This is a genomic window from Caulobacter sp. GW456-12-1-14-TSB4 (assembly GCF_059424195.1).
The window spans coordinates 97,528-122,030 of the sequence record NZ_JBWKZF010000011.1 but is presented as its reverse complement, the minus strand read 5'-3'; the positions used below and the strand labels follow the sequence as shown (position 1 = coordinate 122,030).

The 24,503-nt window shown below is 69.4% G+C and carries 22 protein-coding genes; 17 read left to right on the top strand and 5 right to left on the bottom strand.

Features of this window, described 5'->3' with window-relative positions; all coding sequences use genetic code 11:
* Window positions 1-34 precede the first annotated feature (34 nt).
* Window positions 35-1,342: a pectate lyase gene (gene pelA / locus AC07YH_RS12810; RefSeq protein ID WP_494747364.1), complete on the top strand. Its 1,308-nt coding sequence runs from the start codon at window positions 35-37 to the stop codon at window positions 1,340-1,342.
* A gap of 129 nt (window positions 1,343-1,471) precedes the next feature.
* On the opposite strand, the gene AC07YH_RS12805 is transcribed toward pelA, so the two are convergent.
* Window positions 1,472-2,209, bottom strand: a complete 738-nt coding sequence (locus AC07YH_RS12805) for a copper homeostasis protein CutC (RefSeq protein ID WP_494747363.1) — start codon at window positions 2,207-2,209, stop codon at window positions 1,472-1,474.
* Window positions 2,210-2,264: 55 nt separating this feature from the next.
* Between AC07YH_RS12805 and AC07YH_RS12800 the strand changes: the two genes are divergently transcribed.
* The 3 genes from AC07YH_RS12800 to AC07YH_RS12790 all read left to right on the top strand — a co-directional run bounded on the left by AC07YH_RS12800 (window position 2,265) and on the right by AC07YH_RS12790 (window position 5,305).
* On the top strand, window positions 2,265-3,293 hold the full coding sequence (locus AC07YH_RS12800) for a glycosylasparaginase (protein ID WP_494747362.1): 1,029 nt from the start codon (window positions 2,265-2,267) through the stop codon (window positions 3,291-3,293).
* Window positions 3,294-3,357: 64 nt separating this feature from the next.
* Window positions 3,358-4,221 carry a dienelactone hydrolase family protein gene (locus AC07YH_RS12795; RefSeq protein ID WP_494747361.1) on the top strand — a complete coding sequence of 288 codons (864 nt, stop codon included), beginning with the start codon at window positions 3,358-3,360 and terminating at the stop codon, window positions 4,219-4,221.
* 94 nt (window positions 4,222-4,315) lie between these two features.
* Complete coding sequence (locus AC07YH_RS12790) at window positions 4,316-5,305, top strand: amidohydrolase family protein (protein WP_494747360.1); 990 nt, start codon at window positions 4,316-4,318, stop codon at window positions 5,303-5,305.
* A gap of 45 nt (window positions 5,306-5,350) precedes the next feature.
* Here the strand turns inward: AC07YH_RS12790 and AC07YH_RS12785 are convergent, their stop codons facing one another.
* Genes AC07YH_RS12785 through AC07YH_RS12775 form a run of 3 tightly spaced genes read right to left on the bottom strand, consistent with a single transcriptional unit; the run spans window position 5,351 to window position 7,643 of the window.
* On the bottom strand, window positions 5,351-6,097 hold the full coding sequence (locus tag AC07YH_RS12785) for a VWA domain-containing protein (RefSeq protein ID WP_494747359.1): 747 nt from the start codon (window positions 6,095-6,097) through the stop codon (window positions 5,351-5,353).
* Window positions 6,098-6,108: 11 nt separating this feature from the next.
* Window positions 6,109-6,981 (bottom strand): hypothetical protein, encoded by an 873-nt coding sequence (locus tag AC07YH_RS12780; RefSeq protein ID WP_494747358.1) that lies wholly within the window; start codon window positions 6,979-6,981, stop codon window positions 6,109-6,111.
* An 8-nt stretch (window positions 6,982-6,989) separates the two neighbouring features.
* Window positions 6,990-7,643 carry a TerD family protein gene (locus AC07YH_RS12775; protein WP_494747357.1) on the bottom strand — a complete coding sequence of 218 codons (654 nt, stop codon included), beginning with the start codon at window positions 7,641-7,643 and terminating at the stop codon, window positions 6,990-6,992.
* Between the two features lie 192 nt (window positions 7,644-7,835).
* On the opposite strand from AC07YH_RS12775, the gene AC07YH_RS12770 reads away from it, so the two are divergent.
* From AC07YH_RS12770 to AC07YH_RS12740, 7 genes are all read left to right on the top strand, one after another.
* On the top strand, window positions 7,836-8,294 hold the full coding sequence (locus tag AC07YH_RS12770) for a MarR family winged helix-turn-helix transcriptional regulator (RefSeq protein ID WP_494747356.1): 459 nt from the start codon (window positions 7,836-7,838) through the stop codon (window positions 8,292-8,294).
* A gap of 69 nt (window positions 8,295-8,363) precedes the next feature.
* Window positions 8,364-10,373, top strand: a complete 2,010-nt coding sequence (locus AC07YH_RS12765) for an FUSC family protein (protein ID WP_494747355.1) — start codon at window positions 8,364-8,366, stop codon at window positions 10,371-10,373.
* Window positions 10,370-10,579 carry a DUF1656 domain-containing protein gene (locus AC07YH_RS12760; RefSeq protein ID WP_494747354.1) on the top strand — a complete coding sequence of 70 codons (210 nt, stop codon included), beginning with the start codon at window positions 10,370-10,372 and terminating at the stop codon, window positions 10,577-10,579. Before AC07YH_RS12765 ends, AC07YH_RS12760 begins: the two co-directional genes overlap by 4 nt.
* Window positions 10,580-10,581: 2 nt before the next feature.
* Window positions 10,582-11,463, top strand: coding sequence for an efflux RND transporter periplasmic adaptor subunit (locus AC07YH_RS12755; protein ID WP_494747353.1), 882 nt, complete (start codon window positions 10,582-10,584; stop codon window positions 11,461-11,463).
* Entirely contained in the window at window positions 11,460-12,878 is a 1,419-nt protein-coding gene (locus AC07YH_RS12750; RefSeq protein WP_494747352.1) for an efflux transporter outer membrane subunit, read from the top strand. The genes AC07YH_RS12755 and AC07YH_RS12750 overlap by 4 nt, the downstream gene beginning before the upstream one ends.
* A 55-nt stretch (window positions 12,879-12,933) precedes the next feature.
* On the top strand, window positions 12,934-14,916 hold the full coding sequence (locus AC07YH_RS12745) for a TonB-dependent receptor (protein ID WP_494747351.1): 1,983 nt from the start codon (window positions 12,934-12,936) through the stop codon (window positions 14,914-14,916).
* Window positions 14,917-15,000: 84 nt separating this feature from the next.
* Window positions 15,001-16,533 (top strand): GH39 family glycosyl hydrolase, encoded by a 1,533-nt coding sequence (locus AC07YH_RS12740; RefSeq protein WP_494747414.1) that lies wholly within the window; start codon window positions 15,001-15,003, stop codon window positions 16,531-16,533.
* Here the strand turns inward: AC07YH_RS12740 and AC07YH_RS12735 are convergent.
* A complete protein-coding gene (locus AC07YH_RS12735; protein WP_494747350.1) occupies window positions 16,530-17,276 on the bottom strand; it encodes a Crp/Fnr family transcriptional regulator in 747 nt (248 codons plus the stop codon). The genes AC07YH_RS12740 and AC07YH_RS12735 overlap by 4 nt on opposite strands.
* 32 nt (window positions 17,277-17,308) lie before the next feature.
* Here AC07YH_RS12735 and AC07YH_RS12730 point away from each other — a divergent pair, with 32 nt between their 5' ends.
* The 6 genes from AC07YH_RS12730 to AC07YH_RS12705 all read left to right on the top strand — a co-directional run bounded on the left by AC07YH_RS12730 (window position 17,309) and on the right by AC07YH_RS12705 (window position 24,364).
* Window positions 17,309-19,321 (top strand): toll/interleukin-1 receptor domain-containing protein, encoded by a 2,013-nt coding sequence (locus tag AC07YH_RS12730; protein WP_494747349.1) that lies wholly within the window; start codon window positions 17,309-17,311, stop codon window positions 19,319-19,321.
* Between the two features lie 18 nt (window positions 19,322-19,339).
* Window positions 19,340-19,756, top strand: coding sequence for a hypothetical protein (locus AC07YH_RS12725; protein WP_494747348.1), 417 nt, complete (start codon window positions 19,340-19,342; stop codon window positions 19,754-19,756).
* Between the two features lie 11 nt (window positions 19,757-19,767).
* Window positions 19,768-21,507 carry an adenylate/guanylate cyclase domain-containing protein gene (locus tag AC07YH_RS12720; protein WP_494747347.1) on the top strand — a complete coding sequence of 580 codons (1,740 nt, stop codon included), beginning with the start codon at window positions 19,768-19,770 and terminating at the stop codon, window positions 21,505-21,507.
* 255 nt (window positions 21,508-21,762) lie between these two features.
* Entirely contained in the window at window positions 21,763-21,957 is a 195-nt protein-coding gene (locus tag AC07YH_RS12715; protein WP_494747346.1) for a hypothetical protein, read from the top strand.
* 163 nt (window positions 21,958-22,120) lie between these two features.
* Window positions 22,121-22,471, top strand: a complete 351-nt coding sequence (locus AC07YH_RS12710; protein ID WP_494747345.1) for a hypothetical protein — start codon at window positions 22,121-22,123, stop codon at window positions 22,469-22,471.
* 78 nt (window positions 22,472-22,549) lie between these two features.
* Window positions 22,550-24,364, top strand: coding sequence for a PAS domain-containing hybrid sensor histidine kinase/response regulator (locus AC07YH_RS12705; RefSeq protein ID WP_494747344.1), 1,815 nt, complete (start codon window positions 22,550-22,552; stop codon window positions 24,362-24,364).
* Window positions 24,365-24,503 lie beyond the last annotated feature (139 nt).

Here is a 24,503-nt window from a genome sequence, read left to right as displayed (position 1 = left end):
ACGACAACGACGCCTGCCGGGGAGAGACGTCCAGATGACCCACCGCGCCGCCATGATCGGCCTGTTCCTGAGCGCCAGCCTGTTGGCCGCGCCAGCCTTCGCCAGCGTCATCGGAACCAACATCCCCGCTCAGCCGATCACCGCCGAACGGATCGCCGCCCTGCCAGCCGCCCAGCAGCCGGCGTGGAAGGCCTATCTCGACCGCTCGATCGCCCAGGAGAAGGCCGACCGCGCCGCCCTGGCCGCCGAGCTGAAGCCGGGTGAAGCTACCCCGCCGCAGCCGCCGACCGGCCATGGCGACAACGGCATGGTCCTGAACAAGGACGCGGCCTGGTACGCCTCGCCCGAAGCGCGCCACATCGCCGACGTCATCGTCAGCTTCCAGACCCCGGCCGGCGGCTGGAGCAAGAACCAGGACCGCACCGGCGCCCTGCGCCTGCCGGGCCAGCCCTGGCACTCGGACAACAATTCCAAGCACCTCAGCGAGACCGATTTCGACGCCGCCCGCGATCCCAAGTGGGGCTATGTTGGCACGCTGGACAACAACGCCACCATCACCGAGATGCGCTTCCTGGCGAAGGTCGCGGCGCAGCTGCCGGGCAAGGATGGCGAGGCCTATCGGGCGAGCTTCCTCAAGGGCGTCCACTACCTGCTGGCGGCGCAGTTCCCGAACGGCGGCTGGCCGCAGGTCTGGCCGCTGCAAGGCGGCTACCACGACGCGGTCACCTTCAACGACAATGCGGTGTCCGAAGCCGCCGACCTGCTGACCGAGGTGTCGGAGGCCAAGACCGACTTCGCCTTCGTCCCGGCCGAGCTGCGCGCCAAGTCGGGCGCGGCCGCCAAGAAGGGGCGCGCGGTGATCGTCGCCGCCCAGATCCGCGTGAACGGCAAGCCGGCCATCTGGGGCCAGCAGGCCGACCCGTTCACGCTTGAGCCGGTCTCGGGCCGCAACTACGAGCCGCCGGCCCTGTCGACGGGCGAGAGCGCCGACCTGCTGGTTTATCTGATGAGCCTGCCCGATCCGACCCCGGCCGAGATCGCCGCCGTCCACGCGGGCGTCGCCTGGCTGAAGGGCGCGGCGATCATGGACAAGGCCTGGATCGGCGGGAAGGAAAACCCCGAAGGCCGCCGCCTGGTCGATCAGCCGGGCGCGGGGCCGATCTGGTCGCGCTACTACGACACCGCCGGCAAGCCGGTCTTCGGCGAGCGCGACAAGACCCTGCGCGACAACGCCAACGAGCTCTCGCTGGAGCGTCGCAACGGCTATGCGTGGTTCGGCACGGCGCCGGCCAAGGCGATCAAGGCGTATGAGGGCTGGGTGAAGACGCACCCGGCCGCTTAACCCAATTCTTGTCATCCCGGCCGAAGCGAAGCGTAGAGCCGGGACCCAGGGGCGGCCGGCACAGCGTTCACGCCCCCCTGGGTCCCGGACAGCCTCTGCGAGGCTTCCGGGATGACAAGTGTGGGGCGGTTAGAGCGTTCTGAGAATTCGCACGGCCTCAGCGACCGCCGCCTCGTCGGTGTCCCGCAATTCCGGCGGGACGAAACCCATCTCATTCAACTTCGAGCCCGGCTCGGCGCCCGGGATCGGGCCGCTGAACGAGCCGTGGACTTCGCGGACGCCGGTCCGCTTCACTAGCTCGGCGACGTTCTGCGGCTTCACGCCCGCGCCGGCCAGGATGCCGATGCGGCCGTCGGCCTGCTCGACCAGCGCCGCGATCCGCTCCGCGCCCGCCTGCGCCGTCAGGGCGCCGCCCGAGGTCAGCACCCGTTCGAAGCCCAGCGCGATCGCCGCCTCCAGGGCCACCGACTGATCCGGCACGAGATCGAACGAACGGTGCAGGCTCATGCCCAGGCCCTTCGAATGCTCGACCAGGAGTTTCAGCGCGGCGAGATCCAGCTGCCCATCCGGCAGGTTCGCCCCGATCACCACGCCCGCCAGGCCGTATTCCCGCACCGCGTCGATATCGCGCCGGATGTGGTCCAGGTCGCCGGCGTCGTAGCAGAAGTCGCCATTCCGAGGACGGATCATCGGATAGATCGGGATCGGCGCGCCGGCCGCCTGGGCCATCAGGCCGGGAGCGGGGGTCAGGCCCTGCAGCGCCAGGGCCGCGCAAAGTTCGATCCGATCCGCCCCGCCTTTGATCGCCGCCGCCAATCCGGCGGGCGTGTCGACACAGACTTCCAGGAGAATGTGGCCAGCGGTCATGCTCTGCTCCAGCGTGTGGTACGGATTCGCAACGCGGCCTTGTTGGAGCATAGGAATGTTGAATCGTAGAGGCCTGATCGGCGCTTCGCTCGTCGGATCGACCCTGTTGGGGGCGAAGGCCTCGGCTGCGGAACCCGTGACCAAGCTGGACGGGCCTTGCGTGATCTCCACCTGGGACTTCGGCGTCGCCGCCAACCAAGCCGCGTGGGCGGTGCTGTCCAAGGGCGGCCGGGCGCTGGACGCGGTCGAGGCCGGCGCGCGCATCCCCGAGCAGGACCTGAAGAACCACAGCGTCGGCCGCGCCGGCTATCCGGACCGCGACGGCCACGTCTCGCTGGACGCCTGCATCATGGACGAGCTGGGCAACTGCGGCGCGGTCGCCGCGCTGGAGCACATCGCGCATCCGATCTCCGTCGCCCGCAAGGTCATGGAGAAGACCCCACACGTGATGCTCGTCGGAGCCGGCGCCCTGCAGTTCGCGATCGAGCAGGGCTTCACCTACGAGGAGCTGCTGACCCCGGAATCCAAGACCGCCTGGGAGGCCTGGAAGAAGGAGGCCAAGTACCAGCCCAAGGCCAACAGCGAGAACGCCGACTACGGCAAGACCTCGGGTCAGCTGGGAACGCCGGGCGGGGCGAACAACCACGACACCATCGGCATGCTGGCCATCGACGCCAAGGGCGACATCGCCGGCGCCTGCACCACCAGCGGCATGGCCTGGAAGATGCGTGGCCGGGTCGGCGACAGCCCGATCATCGGGGCTGGCCTCTATGTCGACAACGAGGTCGGCGGCGCCACCTCGACCGGCGTCGGCGAGGAGGTGATCCGCAATGTCGGCAGCTTCCTGGTCGTGGAGCTGATGCGCCAGGGCCGCTCGCCCGAGGCCGCCTGCCGCGAGGCCGTCGAGCGCATCCTGAAGAAGAAGCCCAACGCCAAGGAATTCCAGGTCGGCTTCCTGGCGGTCAACAAGCAGGGCGAGGTCGGGGCCTGGGCGATCCAGAGCGGCTTCAGCTACGCCCTGTGCGACGGCAAGAAACAGGACCTGCTGCTGCCGGGCAAGGCGACGTACCAACTGACGACGTAAAGAGGGTAGGCGCTAGCGTAACGCGGTTATAGCGTGCCGGCCTCAAGTTCAGAGGGAGCCCGCCATGTGCGATGACGATATCCATCCAGGCCTCGTGCACGACCCCCGCCTTTCGCGTCGCGCGTTCGGCCTGCTGACGGTCGCGGCCACCGGCGTCGCCTCGGTCGCCTATGCCGACGACACGGTCGAGGAGAAGGACGTCGAGGTGAAAACCCCCGACGGCGTGGCCGACGCGGCGCTGTTCTATCCCAAGGCCAAGGGCAAGTACCCGGCGGTGCTGCTGTGGCCCGACGTCATGAGCCTGCGCCCGGTATTCCGCGACATGGGTCGTCGCCTGGCCTCGGCCGGCTATGTGGTGCTGGTCCCCAACCTCTATTACCGGGTCAAGAAGGCCCCGGTGGTCGAGGGGGCGTTCAACTTCGCCAACCCCGATGACCGCGCCAAGCTGACGCCGCTGCGCGCTTCGGTGACGACGGAAGGCACGTTCAAGGACGCGGCAGCCTACATCGCCTTCCTCGACGCGCAGGCCAAGACCAACAAGGCCAAGAAGGCCGGCGTCCAAGGCTACTGCATGGGCGGCCCGCTCTCGTTCCGCACGGCCGGCGCGGTTCCGGCTCGGATCGGCGCGGTGGCGACTTTCCACGGCGGCGGCCTGTGGACCGACAAGGACGACAGCCCGCACCTGCAGATCGCCAAGACCCATGCCGACTACCTGATCGAGGTCGCCGACAACGACGACAAGCAGGACCCGACCGTGAAGGACAAGCTGAAGGCCGCCTTCGCCGAGGCCAAGCGCCCGGCCCAGATCGAGGTCTTCGCCGGCTGCGCCCACGGTTGGACCGTCAAGGGCAGCCAAGTCTACAACGAGGAAGGGGCCGAGCGGGCCTGGACCAATCTGCTGGCGCTGTACAAGAAGGCGCTGGGCTAGAGCCCTCCGTCTCCCATCGCCCTTTTCCGCTCGACAAATCTCCACGGCGCCGCTCGATTGAGCGAACAGCGTTCTGGAGGGGCGGATGAGAGCGATGGGGCGACGCGCTGCGGCCGCGGCGGGCTTGATCCTGGGTCTGGCGACGGCGTCGACCGGCTGGGCCCAGGCGATCATCGACATGCACCTGCACGCGCTACCGGCGGACGGGCAGGGGCCGCCGCCAGTCTATGTCTGCGCGCCGTATGACACGATGCCCCGGCGAGATCCGCGCTGGGATGCGCGGACCTACGCAATGAAGACCTTCGCGGAGAAGCCGACCTGCGCCCATCCGCTGCTCTCGCCCAGGACGGACGGCGAGCTGCGTGAGCAGAGCCTGGAGGCGCTTCGCAAGTACGACATCCTGGCGGTGACCAGCGGCCCGCCGGACTTCGTCGCCGCCTGGAAGAAGGCCGACCCCAAGCGCATCCTGCCGGCCGTCTATGTCGACATGTCCGACCCGCCGCCGATCGCGGCGCTGCGGGCGCTGCACGCAGCGGGGCAGATGGTGGTGCTGGGCGAAATCGCGGCTCAGTATGACGGCATCGCGCCCAATGATCCGAAGCTGGAACCCTACTGGGCGCTGGCCGAGGAGCTGGATATCCCCGCCGCCATCCATATTGGCCCAGGCCCGCCCGGCGCCGCCTATCTGGGTCTGACCAAGTACCGCGCCAGCCTGTCCGATCCGCTGCTGCTAGAGGACGTGCTGGTCCGGCATCCCAAGCTTCGGCTCTACGTGATGCACGGCGGCTGGCCGAACGTCGACCGGATGATCGCGCTGCTCTACGCCCACCCGCAGGTCTATCTGGACGTCGCCGTCATCGACTTCACCCAGCCCCGCGCGGAGTTCCATCGCTACCTGCGACGACTGGTCGAGGCGGGCTATGGCGACCGGATCATGTTCGGCTCCGACCAGATGGTCTGGCCCAGCGCGATCGGCGCGGCGATCGAGGCGATCACCTCCGCCGACTTCCTCACCGCCGCCCAGACGAAAGCGATCCTGCACGACAACGGCGCGCGGTTCCTACGGCTAGATGAGAAGAAATAGGAGCCGCCGCGCCTCTTCCGGCGGAGAGGCGCGGCGGCCTTTGCGTCAGGCTTTCAGCCAGGCGATGAGTTCTGGTCCGAGCAGCTGGGCGTTCAGCTGCTCGTCCGACAACTCCACGAAGGCGTCCAGATCGCGGATGATGACGACGCCGGTATTCTTGAAGCGCTCGGCGACGTTCCGGATAAAGCCGAAGTCGACCTCGTGCTCGCAGGCGCCCACGAACAGGAAATAGACCTGATCGCCGCGCTGCTCGGACTCCTCCAGGATCCGGGTCGCGCGGACGTGGTCGCTGGGGCTGTTCTCGCCATCGGTGACGAAGATGACGATCGAACGTTTGCGGGCCTTGTATTCGGGCGATTTGGCGCGACCGAAGAACCGGCTCAGGAAGCCGCCGCCCTCCGAGGTCGGCAGCCAGCCGAAATGCTGCAGGTTGCGCTCCAGGACGTAGCTGTAGTCCGTCCCGCCGTTCCAGCCGGGCACGCGGCCCACGACCTTGCGGACGATGTAGTTCTCGCAGTCGTCGGGCGTGACCGTGCCGACGTGGTGAACGTTCTGCCGGGCGTCGCTGAACGTGAAGACGTCGATCTTGCCGTCCGGGTCCAGCTCCATGCCATAGGGCACCAGCCGCGCGACCAGCTTGCTGGTCGTGCCTTCCTCATGCTCGTGGAAGAACGAGCCCGACACGTCGATGTCGAAGATCAGCTCGGCCTTCACGTCCGGCGCGACGCCGGCCTTGTCGAGCGATACGCGCAGCGTGCGCGCCGATTTCTGCAGATTGAGTTGCAGGGTCATGGAAAGCGATCCTAGGACTCGAGGTTGCGAAGAAGAGCGCGAAGACGGTGCTGGAGCGCGCCGACCTCCGTGGGATTGGCGCGTCGCGCCTTGGCCAGGGCGGCGACGCCCTCAAGCCAGTCGGGCAGGGCCGTGAGCACGACATCCTGGATGATGACGACGAGCTTGCGCGTTTCGTCGCGCTGGCCGTTCCGCTCGAACTGGCCGCTTCGGATTTCCAGCGCGGTCTTCGTCAGGCTCATCTCGCGCTGGAGGAAGCGGCGCGCGAGTTCGGGGCGGAGCGTCGCCAGGTGTCCGGCCAGGAACGTCGCGGCCAGTGCGGCCGCCTCGATCTCGAAACCCGTCTCGTCGATGCGGCGCGCATGGTCTTCACGCGCGGCCATGAGCGTTCGCAACGGATCAAACGCGGCCCGCGATCGATCCACGAGTTGCCGCAGTTCGGTGCGGGTGGAGCGCTCTAGATCGCAGGTCGCCGCCAGATCGACCGCCTGGAGAAGGTCGATGATCCGTCCGACATAGCTGCGGGCCAGGTCCAGGAGGTCGAGCTGGGCCGCCTTGGCCCCGTCGGAGGCGAGCAGGGCGTAGTCCTGCTGGGTGGCGTGTCCCCATTGCGCGACGTGCTGATCGCGGGCGTTCTCGACGACGAAGCTGTCGATCAGGCGCACCGCGCGCGCCGCGGCTTGCGACGTGGCGTCTGGAGAGAGCCGCGTGATATCGGCGACGCCCACCGTGATCCGCCTGCGCTGGACGCCCGGAATGGCGGTCGGTGCGAGCACCGCCGGTGGCGACGCAGCCTTCTGGCGTTTCAAGCGGCCGGCGGGCAGATCGATCACCGTGGGCCGCAGCCGCTTCGGTGTCGTGCCGGGTTTGGGGTCTTCCGACACGCGTCTGGTCAGGAGAAGTGCGCGAGCACGTCGTTGAAGTCGCCGTTGAAGCCTCGTCCTACCGCCGCATATTCCCAGCCGTTGGGACCCAGCAGGACGCTGCCCAGCTGGACGACGTTGAATTCCTTGAACTCGGACGAGAGTTGATAGGCGGCGAGTTCGCGCCCGGCGTCGTCGGTCAGGGTGATCGTGCACAGGTCGATGTCGCCGAACGCCGGCTCTTCCTCGTCCTCGTCGCCGTCATCGTGGCCGCTTCCGTGATCGGCTTCGTGCACGGTCACCAGGATCGGGATCTCGTTCACCCCGATGGGGATTTTCGAGCCGTCGATCACGATCGACTCCGAATTGTTCTGCACGCGCATGTCGCCGCTGTGGATCAGGCCGCCGCTGGGCGTCTGGAACGAGCCATCGGCGCTGGTCTGCAATACGCCGCCACGCGGGTTCATCCGGGTGGTGTTGTAGGTGGACAGCACAGCGGTGAGTTCGCTCACCTTGGCCCCGAAGCCGTCGTTCACCGCCTCCAGCGCGTGCACGTCGACATCGTCGGCATGATCGGCGTCGCACTCCCACCGGACCAGGACGGTGAAGCGCGCGCCCTTGTTCAGGGAAAGCTGGAGTTTCCGCGGCGCGGCGCCGGGTTTTTCGAGCGGCAGGGTAAGCATGCGCGGGAAGGGACTCGGCTTTGCGGATATGCGGCGACATTAGACAGGTGGAGGTTGAATGCCAACCGCCACAAGGCTTTCGCCCGCCTCGCGCTGCGTCCCTAAAATCCCACGGCGACGCTCTTGCGGTTTAATAGGTAGGATGCTATCTAATTTGGATAGGAAGCTACCTATTAGATAGATCGCCGTTCCATGACCTCTGCTCGCACCCTCGACGAACGCGCCTTTGCCGGCGCCTTGCTGCGCCTGGCGCGGGTCTATCGCAAGGAGGTCAATCGCGCCCTGGCCGCTCACGGCATCTCGGACGCCAAGGCCATGCCGGTGCTGCACATCGCCCGCGCGGGCGGCGGCATGCGCCAGGGCATGCTGGCCGAAGAGATCGGGGTCGAGGGGCCGTCGCTGGTCCGCATCCTGGACCAGCTGGCCCAGGCCGGCCTCGTCGAGCGCCGCGACGATCCTTCCGACAAGCGCGCCAAGACCCTGCATCTTACCGCCGAGGGCCAGGCCCTGGCGGCCGTCGTCGAGGACGCCGTGCAGGTCGTGCGAGCCCAGATGCTGACCGGCGTCAGCGACGATGACCTACAGGCCGCCGTGCGGACCTTCGCGACCTTCGAGGCCGCCCTGGACCTGGCGGCCGGGCAGGGGGTCTAGGAGCATGACAGCCGAAAGTGGCCGCCGGTTTCGGCGCCCGTCATGCGACCAAGTCTAAGGGCTCCCTCCATGCTCCCGAAATTCGATCGGCATACGCTGCTGTTCTCGGCGAACAGTTTCGCGGCGGCGATGCTGGCCCTCTATATCGGCTTCGCGCTGGGCCTGCCGCGTCCGTACTGGGCGATGACCACGGCCTATATCGTCAGCCAGCCGCTGGCCGGGGCCGTGCGCTCCAAGGCCGTCTATCGCGTGCTCGGCACCCTGCTGGGCGCGGCCGCCGCCGTCGCATTGGTGCCCAACCTGGTCAATGCGCCGGTGCTGCTGAGCCTGGCGCTAGCCCTGTGGGTCGGCGGCTGCCTGACCATTTCGCTGCTGGACCGCACGCCGCGCAGCTACCTCTTGATGCTGGCCGGCTACACCGCCGCGATCATCGGCTTTCCCGCCGTCAACCAGCCCGGCGCGATCTTCGACCTGGCCGTCTGGCGGGTGGTCGAAATCGGCTTAGGGATCGTCTGCGCGACCCTGATCCACAGCCTGATCTTCCCGCGTCCGGTCGGCGCCGTGCTGAAGGATCGCCTGTCCATTTGGCTGGGCGAGGCCGACCGCTGGGCGCTGGACGTGTTGAAGGGCCAGGACGTCGCCGACGATCGCCGCCGCCTGGCCGCCGCCGCCAGCGAGATCCAGATGCTGGCCGTGCACCTGCCCTTCGACACCTCGCGCCTGCGCGAGACCACCGGCGTCGTCCGCGCCCTGCACGAGCGCATGCTGCTGCTGATCCCGCTGCTGTCGGGCTTGGCCGATCGCATGGAGGCCCTGCGGGAGGTGAAGGACGCACGCGTTCGCGCCGCCCTGAACACGGTGGCCGCCTGGATCGAGGCCGGCTCGCCGCGCGAACAGGGGCTGGACCTGATCGAGCGCCTGAACGACCTCGCCGCCCATCGCCGCGGCGCGGCCTGGTCGAACCTGCTGATCGAGAGCCTGCTGGTGCGGCTGTCCGAAGCCGTCCGCGCCCTGGCCGAGGGCCACGCGCTGATGGCCCGCCTCGACAATCCCGACGCGCCGCTGTCGCCGGCCCTGGACGCCCAGGCGCGCGCCAGGGGCATGCGCCCCATGCACGCCGACCTGCCGCTGGCTCTGCTGTCGGGCGGGGCGGCGGTGATCGCCATCCTGCTGTCCAGCGCGACCTGGATCCTGTCCGGCTGGGGCGACGGCGCCTCGGCCCCGGTCATGGCCGCGGTGTTCTGCTGCTTCTTCGCGGCGATGGACGATCCCGTTCCGGCCATCAAGAGCTTCGGCCTGTTCACCCTGGCCTCGCTGCCGCTGTCGGCGCTCTACATGTTCGCCATCCTGCCGGCGATCGACGGCTTCCCGATGCTGCTGATGGTGATGGCCCCGCCGCTGCTGTTCATCGGCCTCTACATCCCCGACCCCAAGCGGATGGGCGCGGCCCTGGCCATGCTGATCGGCTTCTGCAACGCCCTGACCCTGCAGGAGACGTTCAGCGCCGACTTCGCCAGTTTCCTCAATGGCAACCTGGCCCAGTTCGTCGGCCTGCTGTTCGCGATCATCGTCACCGCCGGCCTGCGCTCGATGGGCGTGGACGCCAGCGCGCGGCGGCTGCTGGTCCGCACCTGGCGCGGTCTTTCGCGCCTGGCCCGCGCCCGCCAAGCGCCGGACAGGGCCGCCTTCGCCGCCATCCTGGTCGATCGCCTGGGCATGTTGACGCCGAAGCTGGCCGAGGCCGGTGAGCGCCACGACTTCGTCGGTGTCGACGCCCTGCGCGACCTGCGGGTCGGCATGAACCTGGTCGCGGTCCAGACCGCGCGTCCGGACCTGCCGGCCGAGGGCAAGCGCCAGCTGGACGCCGCCCTCGACGGCGTCGGCGACCACTTCGCCGCCCTGGCCTCGGGCCAATCCGACAAGCCCGGCGAGGACCTGCTGACCTGTATCGACGCGGCCCTGCGCGGCCTGTCGATCGCTCCGGCCGCCTCGGCGGTGCAAGGCGTGTCGGGCCTCGTGGGCCTGCGCCGCAACCTGTTCCCGGAGGCTCCCGCCTTCGTTCCGGAGATCGCCCGATGAACGGCGAATTCGCCCTCGACGGGGTCTTCCTGTCGTCCGTGCTGGTCTCGGCGGTGATCGCCCTGGCCGCCACATTCGTGCTGCGCCGCGTGCTGTCCTGGGCCGGAGCCTACCGCTTCGTCTGGCATCCGGCGCTGTTCGACACCGCCCTGTTCGTCATCCTCTGGGCCGCGGTCGTCGCGGTCCCTTCACCCCTGAAGTTCTGACCATGCCCCCGCTGAAGACCGTTCTGCTGACCACTGCCCGCGTCGCCGTCACCGGCGTCGTCGTGATCGCCGCCCTGGTCGGCGGCAAGGCGTTGTGGACCCACTACCAGGTCGATCCCTGGACCCGCGACGGCCGCGTCCGCGCCGACGTCGTCCAGGTGGCCCCTGACGTCTCGGGCCTGGTCACCCGCGTCGACGCCGCCAACGACCAGACGGTCAAGGCCGGCCAGCCGCTGTTCTATGTCGATCGCGAACGCTACGCCCTGGCGCTACGGCAGGCCGACGCCGCCGTCGAGGCCCAGCGCGTGATGCTGGCCCAGGCCCGCCGCGAGCTGGCCCGCAACCGCGCGCTGGGCGAACTGGTCGCCGGCGAAGTCACCGAGCAGAGCCTCTCCAAGGTCGAGCAGGGCCAGGCGGCCCTGTCCCAAGCCCTGGCGGCGCGCGACGTGGCGGCCCTGAACCTGAAGCGCACCGTCGTGCTGGCCCCGACCGACGGCTTCATGTCGGACCTGACCTTGCGCACCGGCGACTACGTCACCGCCGGCAAGCCGGTGCTGGCCCTGATCGACAGCCGCTCGTTCCGCGTCGAGGGCTATTTCGAGGAGACCAAGCTGTCGGGTCTGCGGATCGGCCAGCCGGTCTCGGTCAAGGTGATGGGCGAGGATCGGCCCCTGAAGGGCCACATCCAGTCGATCGCCGCCGGCATCGAGGACCGCGACCGCGCCGCCAGCGGCAACCTGCTGCCCAACGTCAACCCGACCTTCAGCTGGGTGCGCCTGGCTCAGCGGGTGCCGGTGCGCGTGGCGTTGGACCAGACGCCGCGTGACCTGCGCCTGATCGCCGGACGCACGGCCACGGTGGCGGTGGTGGGAGCGGGTCGATGAGCCCCTTACGCACCCTCGCGGTCGCGGGTTCGCTGCTGGCGCTCACCGCCTGTACGACCGTCGGCCCGAACTACAAGCTGCCGGCGGACGCCAAGATCAACGCCCCGACCGCGCAGGGTCCGTTCCTCGGCTCGGCATCGAAGGCCGTCAGCCAGGACCCGGTCCCCGCCGGCTGGTGGAAGCTCTATGACGATCCGGTCCTGAACGGTCTGGTCGAGGAGGCGCTGAAGGCCAACACCGACCTGCGCGTTGCCGCCGCCAACCTGGCCCGCGCCCGGGCCATCGCCGGCGAGGCCGACGACGCGGGCGGCTTCAAGGTCGGGGCCTCGGCCGCCGCCATGCATTCGCGAGAGTCCGGCGAGCAGTTCCTGCTGGCCGAGCCGCTGCCGGTCGAGAACTTGGCCGATGTGGGCCTGAAAGTCTCCTACCAGGTCGATCTGGTCGGCCGCCTCAAGCGCGCCGCCGAGGCCGCCCATGCCGACGCCGAGGCCTCGCAGGCCGCCCTCGACCTCGCCCGCGTCAGCGTCGCCGCCGACGTCGCCCGCGCCTATGTGGAGGCCTGCGCCAACGGCCACGAACTGGCGGTGGCGCAGAAGACCCTGGACCTTCAGAGCCGCAGCCTGACGGTCACCCAGAAGCTGGTGAAGGCCGGTCGCGGCACGGCCGTCGACGTCACCCGCGCCCAGGCCCAACTGGACCTGTCCCGCGCCAGCCTGCCGACCTTTCAGAGCCGTCGCCGCGCGGCGCTCTACAAGCTGGCCACGCTTACTGGGAAGCCTCCCGCGGAGTTCCCCAAGGCGGTCGAGGCTTGCGTCGCGCCGCCAGTGCTGGCCAGGCCGATCCCGGTCGGCGACGGCGCGGCCCTGCTCAAGCGCCGCCCCGACGTGCGTCAGGCCGAGCGGACCCTGGCCGGCGCCACGGCCCGGATCGGCGTCGCCACCGCCGCGCTCTATCCCAGCATCACCCTGGGCGCCGGCGCGGGCTCGACGGGCCTGCTGGCCGATATCGGCCAGGCGCCGGCCAACCGCTGGGGCCTGACCTCGCTGATCACCTGGACCCTGCCGGGCGAAGGCGAGCGAGCCCGCATCCGCCAGGCCGAGGCCGGCGCCGACGGCGCGCTGGCGAAGTTCGATGGCGTGGTGCTGACCGCCCTGCGCGAGACCGAGACCAGCCTCGACGCCTACGCCCACGATCTGCAGCGCCAGGGGGCGCTGAAGGCCGCCCGTGATCAGGCCGCCCTGGCCGAGACCCAGGCCCAGACCCTCTACCGCGCCGGCAAGAGCCCCTACCTGACCGGCCTGGATGCTCAGCGCACCCTGGCGCTCGCCGAAGCCTCGCTGGCGCAATCCGACAGTCAGGTTGCGGCCGACCAGGTCAATCTGTTCCTGGCGCTCGGAGGCGGCTGGGAACGATAGCGTGGTCATGCCACTTTGGGCTAAGCATCGCCTTTCCCCAAAGTAGAGTTCGCCCGTGCCGCTTGACGCCCCGCCGCCGCCCCCGGTCTCCACCGTCGTCGTCGAGGCGCCCAGGCTGTTGCCTTTGGCTGGGCAGGAGGCTTTCTCCACCGCCTATTACGACGCCGCCGAACTGGGCGCTCAGGCGCGGCTCGACGACGTGCTGAAGACCACGCCCGGTGTTTCGCTGTTCCGCCGCACGGGCAGTGACGCGGCCAATCCCACGATCCAGGGCCTTTCCCTGCGAGGTATCGCCCCCTCCGGCGCGGGCCGGGCGCTGGTGACTCTCGACGGCGCGCCGCAGAACGACCCGTTCGGCGGCTGGGTGATCTGGACCTCGCTGCCGGGCGAAGGCCTGTCCGGCGCCACTGTCGTGCGCGGCGCGGGGGCGGGACCTTATGGCGCCGGCGCCCTGACCGGCGTGGTGGCGTTGCGCGAGCGCGACGCCGGCGGTGGCCTGACCAGTTTCACCGCCGAGGCCCGCGAGCGCGACGGCTGGCGAGCGGCGGGGACCTTCGGGACCGACCACCTGCTGCTGACGGCCAGCAGCTCGCGCACCGACGGTTACTATCCCGTCCGCAACGGCGCGGCGGGCGCGGCCGACACGCGGACGACGCTGGAGGACGGCTCGATCGCCGCCCGCATCCAGGGCGATTTCGACGGCGTGCGCTGGGCGATCCGCGCGGGCGCTTTCCAGGAGAAGCGCGACGCCGGCCTGGTCGGCGCGCGGTCGAACGCCACCGGCGGTTCGCTGGCGATGACCCTGGCGACCGACACTTGGCGCGTGCAAGCCTGGGCGCGGAGCAGCGACCTGGAGAACACCTCGGCCGCCGTCGCCACCGGGCGCGTGGGGACCACCCCGGCCAACGACCAGTACTCGACCCCCGCCAGCGGCTATGGCCTCAACGCCGCCTGGCAGGGCGCACTGGCCGATTGGACGTGGGAACTGGGCGGCGACGCCCGCATGACCGAGGGGCGCACCCACGAGCTCTTCCGCTACATGGCCGGGACCTTCACCCGCCAGCGTACAGCCGGCGGCCGGACCCTGGTGGGCGGCGTCTATGCCGAGGCCGCCTGGAACCGGCCGGACTTCTCCCTGGTCGCCGGGGCGCGGCTGGATGGCTGGAAATCCTATGACGGCGTCCGCCGCGAGCGCGATACGGCCACCGGCGCCCTGACCCTGGACGCCCCGCCGACCAACGCCTCGGGCACGACGCCCACGGGTCGCATCGGCGTGCGCCAGCGGCTGGCTGGCGAGACCTGGGTGCGGGCCGCCGCCTATGCCGGCTTCCGGCCGCCGACGCTGAACGAGCTGCACCGCCCGTTCCGGGTCGGCAACGACGTCACCGAGTCCAACGCCGCTCTCAAGCCAGAGACCCTGTATGGCGTCGAGACCGGCCTCTCGGGCGAGGGTGTTGCGACTTGGAACCTCGGCGTCTTCTACAATCAGGTCCAGGACCCGATCACCAACGTCACCATCGGCATCGGCCCGGGGACCTTCCCGATCGCAGGCTTCATCCCGGCCGGCGGCGTGCTGCGCCAGCGCCAGAACGCCGGCCAGATCAACGCCTATGGTCTGGAGGGCGATGTCGCCGCCGATCTCTCCGCCGCCTGGACGGTGCGCGCGGCCTTCTCGGCCACCCACGCCCGCGTCGAGGGCAGCGGCGCGGTCGCCCAGCTGGACGGCAAGCGCCCGGCCCAGGCGCCGGCCCTGACCGTCACCGCCGGCGCGCGCTGGAAGCCCATCGACCGCCTCAGCCTCGACGCCGACCTGCGCTACGAGAGCAAGCGGTTCGAGGACGACCTGAACCAGCGCGTGCTGAAGGCGGGAACAAGCCTCGACCTGCGCGCCGGCTGGAAGCTGTCGCCGGCGACCGAGGTCTATCTGGCCGCCGACAACGCCCTCGACACCGACTTGGCGGTCGGTCAGACGGCGGACGGCGTCACCAGCTATTCGGCCCCGCGCACGGTCTATATCGGCTTCGCCCTGCGCCGCTGAGGCCTTGATAGCGGTACCAATGCCGTGCCACCGTCCTCCCAACAAAGAAGAGGGAGGACGTCTATGCCGCTGTCACGTCGGGCCATGCTGGCCGCGCTGGCGAGCCTGCCTTCCGTCGCGCACGCCGCGCCGGGCGGGGCGCGCGTGGTGACTATCGACATGGCGCGCACGGGCGGGCCGGTCGACCGGTTCTTCGACCTCTCGGTGGGCTCGGACTTCCCCGGCACCCTGATCCGGTCCGACAGCCAGGCCCAGCTGAAGACCGCCGTCGATGAGCTGGGCTTCCGCTACATCCGCTTTCACGGCGTCTTCCACGACGTGCTGGGCACGGTGAAGATTCAGGACGGCCAGGCCGTCTACGACTGGACCAGGCTGGATCAGCTCTACGACGCCCTGCTGGCCAAGGGCATCAAGCCGTTCGTCGAGCTCAGCTTCACGCCCGAGGCGATGAAGACCTCGGACGCCTCGATCTTCTACTGGAAAGGCAATATCTCGCATCCGAAGCTGGGGCCCTGGCGCGACCTCGTCGACGCCTTCGTCCGCCATGTCCGCCAGCGCTATGGCGAGGCCGAGGTGCGGACCTGGTTCTTCGAGGTCTGGAACGAGCCCAACCTCGACATCTTCTGGGAGAAGGCCGACCAAGCCGCCTATTTCGAGCTCTATGACGTCACCGCCCGGACCATCAAGGCGATCGATCCGGCCTTGCGGGTCGGCGGCCCTTCGACGGCCGGCGCGGCCTGGGTGCCGGAGTTCCTGGCCCATGTGAAGGCCAGCGGCGCGCCGGTCGATTTCGTCACGACGCACACCTATGGCGTCGATGGCGGCTTCATCGACGAACTGGGCAAGTCGGACACCAAGCTCTCGGCCTCGCCCGACGCCATCGTCGCCGACGTGCGCAAGGTGCGCGAGCAGATCCAGGCCTCGGCCTTCCCTGGCCTGCCGCTGTATTTCACCGAATGGAGCACCAGCTATTCGCCGCGCGACAGCGTCCACGACGCTTATGTCAGCGCGCCCTACATCCTGGACAAGCTGCGGCGGACGCAAGGCCTGGTCCAGGGCATGAGCTACTGGACCTATACCGATCTCTTCGAGGAACCCGGCCCGCCGACCGCGCCGTTCCAGGGCGGTTTTGGCCTGATGAACCCGCAGGGAATCCGCAAGCCGGCCTGGTTCGCCTACAAGTACCTGGCCGCAGTGAAGGGCCGGGCGATCGCCTGTGACGACGGCCAGGTGTTCGCCGCCCGTGACGGCGACCGGGTGGCGGTGCTGGCCTATGACTGGCGTCAGCCTGCGCAGGCGGTGAGCAACCGGCCGTTCTACACCAAGCTTCATCCGTCCACGGACGTCGCGCCATTGAAGCTGCGCCTGTCGGGCCTGAAGCTGGGCTCATACCGGCTGCGCGTCCGTCGCACCGGCTACCGCCGAAACGACGCCTACAGCGCCTATATCGACATGGGCCTGCCGACCAGTCTGACCGCCGACCAGTTGCGCCAGCTGGAGGGACTGACCGTCGATGCGCCCGAGATCGACCGGGTGGTGAAGACCACCGGGGACACCGTCATCGACCTGCCGATGCGTTCCAACGACATCGTGCTGATCGAGCTCGCGCCCGCCTAGACTTCGCCGCCGATCCGCTCGATCTCGGTGGCCAGCGCCGGCAGGTCCAGGACGTGCAGGGTGCGGCCGGTCTGGCGGACGATCTCCAGGCTGGCCAGGCGATTCAGCTCCCGGGTCACCGGCTCGCGCTGGCTGCCCAGCAGGGCGGCCAGTTCGGCGTGGGTCGGGCAGGGGTGGATGACGCCCGTCTGCCCATCCTCGCTGGAGGCGGCGGCCAGGCGCAGGATCTCGATATCGACCCGGCAGGCGACCGAGACGGCGGTCAGTTCGAACAACCGGTCCGTCAGCGACCGCGTCAGCCCGGCCATGTCTTCCAGCAGCGCCTTCATGAAGCGCGGCGAGTCCTCGAACAGGCGGCGCACCAGGCTCTGGGGCAGGCGGGCCAGCCGCGCGTCCTCCAGGGCGACGATGTTGGCCGAGCGCGGCAGGCCGTCGATGGCCGAGATTTCCCCGAAATAGCCGCCAGGCGCAATCCGCCGATAGCCGACCTCGCGTCCCGACTTGGCGTACTGGTTGGCCAGCAGTGCGCCCTCCAGCAGCAGATAGATGCCGCCGTCCTGGTCGCGCCGCTGCAGGATCATCTCGCCCTTGCCGTAGGCGCGCTGCTCGACGAAGGGCGCTAGCGCTTCGATCTCCGCTGGCGTCATGTGCCGGAAGATCTTGTTGGCGCGATAGTCTTTGGACGGTTGCTCGAACATCGTATGGCTGGCGTCACGCGGGGGCGATGATGGAATCACGGTCATCGGGTACGCTCCTGCCGTCGACGGGGCGACGCATGAATAGCCGACAGCGGTACAAGGCCTTTATCAGCTATAGTCATCGCGACCGCAAAGTCGCCGAGTGGCTGCATCGCGCCTTGGAGACCTACCGCGCGCCGCGCGCCCTGGCGAGCGCCGGGGCGGGCTTGCGTCCCATCTTTAGGGATCGTGACGAACTCTCGGCCTCCGCCGACCTCAACAAGGTCATTCGCGATGCGTTGGACCTGTCCGACGCCTTGATCGTGCTGTGCTCGCCGGCCTCGGTCGCCTCGCGTTGGGTGGACCAGGAGGTCGAGTATTTCCTGAACAACGGTGGGCTCGCCCGCATCGTCTGCGTGATCACGCCCGAGACGCCGGCCGCGACGCCGCTGTCGGAGGTCCTGCCGCCCTCGCTGCGCGCCGCCCTGCCGGAAGGCGTCGAGCCCCTGGCCGTGGACCTGCGCCCGGACGCCGACGGCAAGCGCCTGGCGCGGCTGAAGATCGCCGCGCGGCTGCTGGGCGTCAGCCTGGATCGCCTGGTCCAGCGCGATGCCCGCCGCCGGCTGCAGGTGATGGCCGCTTTCACTTCGGTGGCCGTGGTCATCGCCCTGGGCATGGGGGCCATGACCGTGGTGACTCTCAAGTCGCGCCAGATCGCCCGCGAGCAACGCGACGAGACCGAGGCCCTGGTCGCCTACATGCTGGGCGACCTGCGCCAGCAGCTGGAGCCCGTCGGGCGCCTCGACCTGCTGGACGGGGTCAGCGCCAAGGTGCTGGCCTACTACGGCAAGGCGCGCACCGACCGGTTGGACGACAAGGCCCTGGCCCAGCGCGCCAAGGCCCAGACCCTGCTGGGCACGATCCGAGAGCAGCGCGGCGACCTGGCTGGCGCGCAGGACGCCTTCGGCCAGGCGGCGGAGACCACTCACGCCCTGGCGGCGCGCGATCCCAAGAACGGCGACCGCATCTTCGACGAGGCCCAGAACGTCTTCTGGCTGGCCTACATGCAGTGGAAGCGCGGCGACTTCCCGGCCGCCGAGCGCGGCTTCAAGCACTATGATGAACTCGCCCAGAAGCTGGTCAGCCTGGATTCCGAGCGCGCGGACTGGCGGATCGAGGTGGCCTACGCCCGCACCAACCTGGGCACGCTGTTGCTGGAGCAAGGGCGGCCCGAGGAAGCCCTGGCCGCATTCCGGGGCGCGACGGACGTGTACGAGGGCGAGCTGAGCCGGGCGCCCAAGGACAACGCCCGCATCATCGACGCCGCCAACTCGCGGGCCTGGATCGCCGACGCCCTGGTCCGGCTGGTGCGGCCGCGTGAGGCTTTCGTCGAGCGTGAGAAGGCCGCCGAGCTGCTGGCTCGGGCTTCGGCCGCCGATCCCGCCGACAAGCGCCTGGCGGCCAAGAATGTCGCGACCCAGCTGGGCCTGGCGCGACTGGAGATCGACCTGGGCCGCCTGGCCCAGGCGCGGGCGCGGTCCGAGGCCAATCTCAGCCGCCTGCGCACGCTCGCGGCCCTGGACCCCACCAACGCCCGCTGGCGGGAGTATCTGGTGACCGGACAGCTGGACGCGGTCGAGATCGCCTGCTGGTCGGGGCGGTTGGCCGAGGCGCAGGCCGCCTACGCCGTCGCCGCGGCGGGGCTGGCCAAGCTGGACGCCGGCGACAAGGAGAAGACCTGGCGCGTGGACCTGCACGGCCGCCTGGCCCGGCAGGCGGTGATCCTGGCCCAGGAGAGCGGCGACCTGGTTCGGGCGAAAGCCTTGGCGTCGAGCCTGCTGGAGGCGCTGAAGGCGGGCAAGCCGGACGAGACCGTCGAGCTGGCGGGTTTCGCGTCGCTGGCGGCCGGACAGCCCAAGGCGACGATCTCCGCGCTCACGCCGAAACAGGGGTCGATGTCGATCTCGGCCCGGGACGTGCTGGCCCGCGCCTATCTCGCGAATGGTGATCGCAACCAGGCCGGGAACATTGTGCGTCTACTCAAAAAACAAGGCTACGAGCACCCCGCTTTCCTTGCTTTCTGGCGAGATTCCCCTGTAGGTGGAATCTGAAGTCGGGAGAAAGTTGAAATGAGCTACATCGAACCTGAAAACATCGTTGAAGTGGTCATCGGCCTCGACCAAAACTACAATTTTATGAATTACGCCGATCCGGCCGAGCCCACTCGGCTGCGGATGAACTTGAAAGAACGTTCGCTGCTCGTGTTCACGCTGAGCGATCAGTTGATCAACGCCGGTTGGTCCTTCCAGGGCCGCCCGATCGAGGTCGATCGTGACTACGGTGCGAATTTCTCGAGCTTCGTCTGGCTCGAAAACACCGTCGGCGGCGCCGCCGCTCCGCGCTCGAGCTTCAAGGTCATCTACGAATGCGCGCGCATGGGTGAGTACAGCTACAGCCTGTACATGGTCGATGCGCACGAGCAGTACCTCACCCTGGATCCCGTTATCGACAACGGCACCGGCCACATCGACGGCGCCAAGGCCTGACCGCCGGGGCGGTGTTCGACCAGGAGCAGGTCGCCACGCTGATCCGGCGTGGCGAGATCCTGGCCGCCTACGACATCGCCCACGCCGCCCTCGAGGCGGGAGAAGGCTCGCGTGAGGTCGCCTACACGGCCGTGCTCTGTCTGGCGCGCGCCGGGGCCGTCGATTTCGCGCGTGATGAATATGTGCGCCTCGGTCTGGCCGAGGCGCACGACCATGCGGACGCCGTCGCCCTGGGTGGCCGGCTTCTGAAGGACGTCGCCCTGGCGGCGCGCGGGCCGCGCCGCATCGCCTTCGCGAAAGCCTCACTGCGCCGCTACGACGCCCTGTCCGAGCGCTTCGGCGGTCTGTATGGCGCGATCAACGCCGCGACCCTGACCCTGGTGGCCGGCGATCGCGCCGGGGCCGCCGCCCGCGCCGCCGCCGTGCTGGCGACGCCGCCGACGTCGGGCCTCTCTGGCGAGGCCGCCTACTACGAGACCGCCAGCCGCGCCGAGGCCTGGTTCCTGGCCGGCGATCCTGACGCCGCGCGCGAGACCCTGGCCGCCGCCGTGGCCTTAGCGCCCCGCGCCTATGCCGCCCACGCCTCGACCCTGCGCCAGCTGGAGATGTTGTGCCGCGAAACGGGCGCCGACGCGGCCTGGCTGGCGCCGTTCCGGCCGCCGGTCTGCGCGCACTTCACCGGTCACATCATCAACCTGCCGGAGGACGCGCTGCGCGAGCGGATCGACCAGGTCCTGCGCGAGCAGCGCGTCGGCGCCGGCTATGGCGGTCTGGCGGCGGGAGCGGACATCCTGTTCGCCGAGGCGCTGCTGGACGCCGGGGCCGAGCTTCACGTCGTGCTGCCGGTCAGCCAGGCCTCGTTCGTCGAGGTCTCGGTCGCGCCGTTCGGCGAGGGCTGGGTCCCGCGCTTCGAGCGTTGCCTGGCCCGCGCCACCTCGGTCCGCTACGCCGCGCAGGACCCCTATCGCGGCGACGAGCAGGTGTTCGCCTATTCCAGCCAGTTCGCCATGGGCTGCGCGGTGCTGCGCGCCGAGACCCTGTCGACCGAGGCGATCCAGCTGGCCGTCTGGGACGGCTACGCCGCGCCGGGACCGGCCGGGGTCTCGGCCGACATGGCCTACTGGACACGCAGCCAGCGACGGCTTGAGGTCATCCGCGTGCAACGGCCGCCGCCCAGTCGGTCGCGCTGGGGTTCGGCTCAGGCCGGGCCGGAACGACGCGCCATGAAGGCGATGTTGTTCGCCGACGTCCAGGGCTTCGGCGCCCTGCGCGACGACCAGATCCCGGCCTTCATCGAAGGCGTGATGGGACGCATGGCGCAGACGGTCGAAGGGCTGGCCGCGCCGCCCCGCCACGTCGAGACCTGGGGCGACGGCCTGTTCCTGGTCTTCGAGCAGCCGATCGACGCGGCCCTGGCCGCCTTGGCGCTGCTGGAGGGGCATCGCGGGCTGGACCTCAAGGCCCTGGGTCTGCCGCGTGGCCTGGGCCTGCGCGTCGGCGGCCACTACGGCCCCGTGCATCTGCGGACCAATCCGTTGACCAAGGCCCCGGCGGTGATCGGGGCCCACGTGGTGGTCGCCGCGCGCATTGAGCCGGATGTCGCCCCCGGCTCGGCCTATGTCAGCGAAGCCCTGGCCGGGGCGCTGGCGACCTTCCACGGCGACCGCGTCCGCTGCGGCTATGTCGGCCGGACCCAGGGGCGCAAGGGCTTCGCGGCGACCCCCATTTTCAGCCTGTCACGCGCGCTCTAGGCGTACTGCCGGCAATCGTAAACTTTCCCGGGAAAAACCGTAATTTTTCCCGATGTGCATATCCGCACATCCAGATCACCCCCTCACCGAACATGGTTCAGACGTCGACCGCGGCGGGCAGCAACCCATTCCCTGGATCAAGCCCGTCGCCGGCCGCGTGAACCGACTGAGGACCTGGCCACCCGCCGGCCGGGTCCTCCTTTTCGAAAGCCTTAGCCAGGTCGGAGGATCCGACCTCAGAACAGGAGCCGCGCCGTGCAACTCGACCAGATCATCTCCGAAGCCTCGTCCGCCCCGGAAACCGGCAAGACCTTCCTGCGCCACGCCCTGCGCGTCTGGGCCCGCGAGAATGGCGTGACCGACGACCAACTGCCGAGCGTGGTCCACAACATCCTGGATTTCGCCGTCGGTTCGCTGCGCGGCGGTCACCAGCAGAGCTTCAACGCCTGATCGCCCTGTCGTCTCGGTGGGGGCATCGGAGACGGCGGATAGACGGAGCCTGGCGTGTGCGGAACGCGCGGGACGCCGTCGCGGAGGACCTGGGCGGGGGGCTGCCTGGGTCCTTCGCAGTAGATGGATCCTTCGCGGCGTCGCGTAACATCGGAGACAAGACATGCTGGCCCTGCTGAGCCTCTTTGACAGTCCGATCGTCCGCCTGCTGGCGGAAATCCTCGCGGTGGCGCTGCTGCCGACGGTGGTGTTCCTGGTCCTGCGGCTGCTGGGCGCCGAGACGCGCCTGGCCCAGGCGCGGGAACAGGCCGGCGACCTGTCCGTCGATCGCGACCGCATCCTGGCCGAACTGGCCCTGACCCGCGAGCGCCTGGCCGAAACCCGTCAGGCGGCCGGCCGGGCCCAGGCAGAGGCCGCCGACCGCGAGGTCCGCCTCAAGGCCCTGGCCAATGTTCATCGCGAGCTGGGCGAGCGCCGCTCGATCATCGACGACATCCGCGACTCGCGACTCTGATCCGTCGCCAACCCGGCGTTAACGGCCCTGGGCGCTATCTATCGGCGAGCGTGGGTTGGACCACGCGGGGGCGGCGCGTTGAATTGTCTCTGGAGCCTGGATCGGGACGGCTGCATTCAGCACATGAATGACGCTGCGGAAACGTGCGGCGGCGCCACCTTGGCGCAAGCGCGCGGCACGCTCTGGCGAGACCGCTGGCCCGAACAGAACCGCTTTTCCGTCGATCGCGCGGTGGCCTCGGCCGTCGAGGGGCGAGTGGCCCATTTCCGCACTTTCGACGCCCGCATCGGCGGAACCCGCAAGTATCACGACACCACGGTCGCGCCGGTCTGCGACGCCGACGGCGCGGTGATCTCGCTGGTCGCCGTCTCGCGCGATGTCACCGCCGAGGTCGAGGCCGAGGCGCTGATGCGCTCGGTCGTCCAGTCATTGCCCTCGCCCCTGACCGTGAAGTCGGCCCAGAGCCGCCGCTACGTGCTGTGGAACCGCGCGGCCGAGACCCTGTTCCAGGTCGATGCTGACGACGCCCTGGGCCGCACGCCCGAAGAGGTGCTCGATCCGGACCTGGCCACGCAGGTGGCCGTCGCCGATCCCGAGACCTTGCGGACGGGCGAAACGCGCGTCGCCGCCGGCGTGGTGCTGCCGCCGTCGCTGGGCGGCGGCGTGTTCGACATCAAGTCGCTGGCCACCTTCGACGACCAGGGGCCACGCCACGTCATCTGCCTGGGCGAGGACATCACCGAGCGGCGCGAGCAGGCGCGCGCGCTGCGCGTCGCCCTCGACGCCGCCGAACGCGCCAGCCAGGCCAAGAGCGCCTTCCTGGCCAATATGAGCCACGAGGTCCGCACGCCGATGCACGGCATCGTCGCCGGGGCCGACATGCTGGCCGCCGCCGCGCTGGACCCGAAGGCGCGCGAACTGGTCGATATCATTCGCGGCGCGGGACGCACGCTGGAGCGCCTGCTCGACGACCTGCTGGACGTGGTGCAGATCGAGGATGACCGCGTTCGCATCGTCAACGGACCGTTCCACCTCGGTGAACTCCTGAGATCGACCGGGGCGATGGCGCAGCTGAGCCTGCAGGACACCGACGTGACCTTCTCGATCATTCTGCCGCCGGACCTGACTGGCGAGCTGATCGGCGACGGTGTGCGTCTGGGGCAGGTGATCGGCAATCTGGTGCGCAACGCGGTCAAGTTCACGGAGCATGGCGCGATCACACTGACGGTGGCGCGCGGGGCGGGTGACCGCATTCGCTTCGAGGTCGCCGACTCCGGCATCGGCTTCGACGCCGCCGAGAAGGCGCGATTGTTCGAACGCTTCCAGCAGGCCGACGCCTCGATCACCCGCCGGTTCGGTGGCATGGGGCTGGGGCTGTCGATCTCGCGCGATCTGGTCACTCTGATGGGTGGAACGCTGGATTGCGAGGGCGCGCCAGGGCAGGGGGCCAGGTTCTGGTTCGAGCTGCCGCTGCCGCCCGCGCCCGCCAATGACGTGCACGGATCGACGCCGGTCGCGCCGGAACGAGCGCTGCGGGTGCTGGTCGCCGACGACCACCCGGCCAATCGCCGCATCGTCGAGCTTATGCTGGCCGAGGCGGCCGAGGTGACCTGCGTCGAGAATGGCCTGGAAGCGGTGCGCGCCTATGTCGACGAGCGTCCCGACGTGGTGCTGATGGACATGCAGATGCCGGTCATGGACGGCCTCTCGGCGGTCAGCGAAATCCGCCGCCTGGAAGCCGCTGGCGGCCAGGAACGGCGGCCGATCGTCATGCTGACGGCCAATGCCGGCGACGAGCACGTCCGCGCCAGCCTCGCGGCGGGCGCCGATCGCCACCTGCAGAAGCCGATCACCGCCGCCAGCCTGTTCGGGGCGCTGCAAGCTGTCCTCTGAACGACGTTCCCTCTCGCTCGCGTGAGAAACTGCGCGTTGTGGACAGAATGTCGCAGCCCTAGAGGTTGCCGAGTTTACCTTAATTTAAGCCCGCGACCCGCACCCTAGGTGGTAGGTATAGTACCGTTCTGCCAACGGA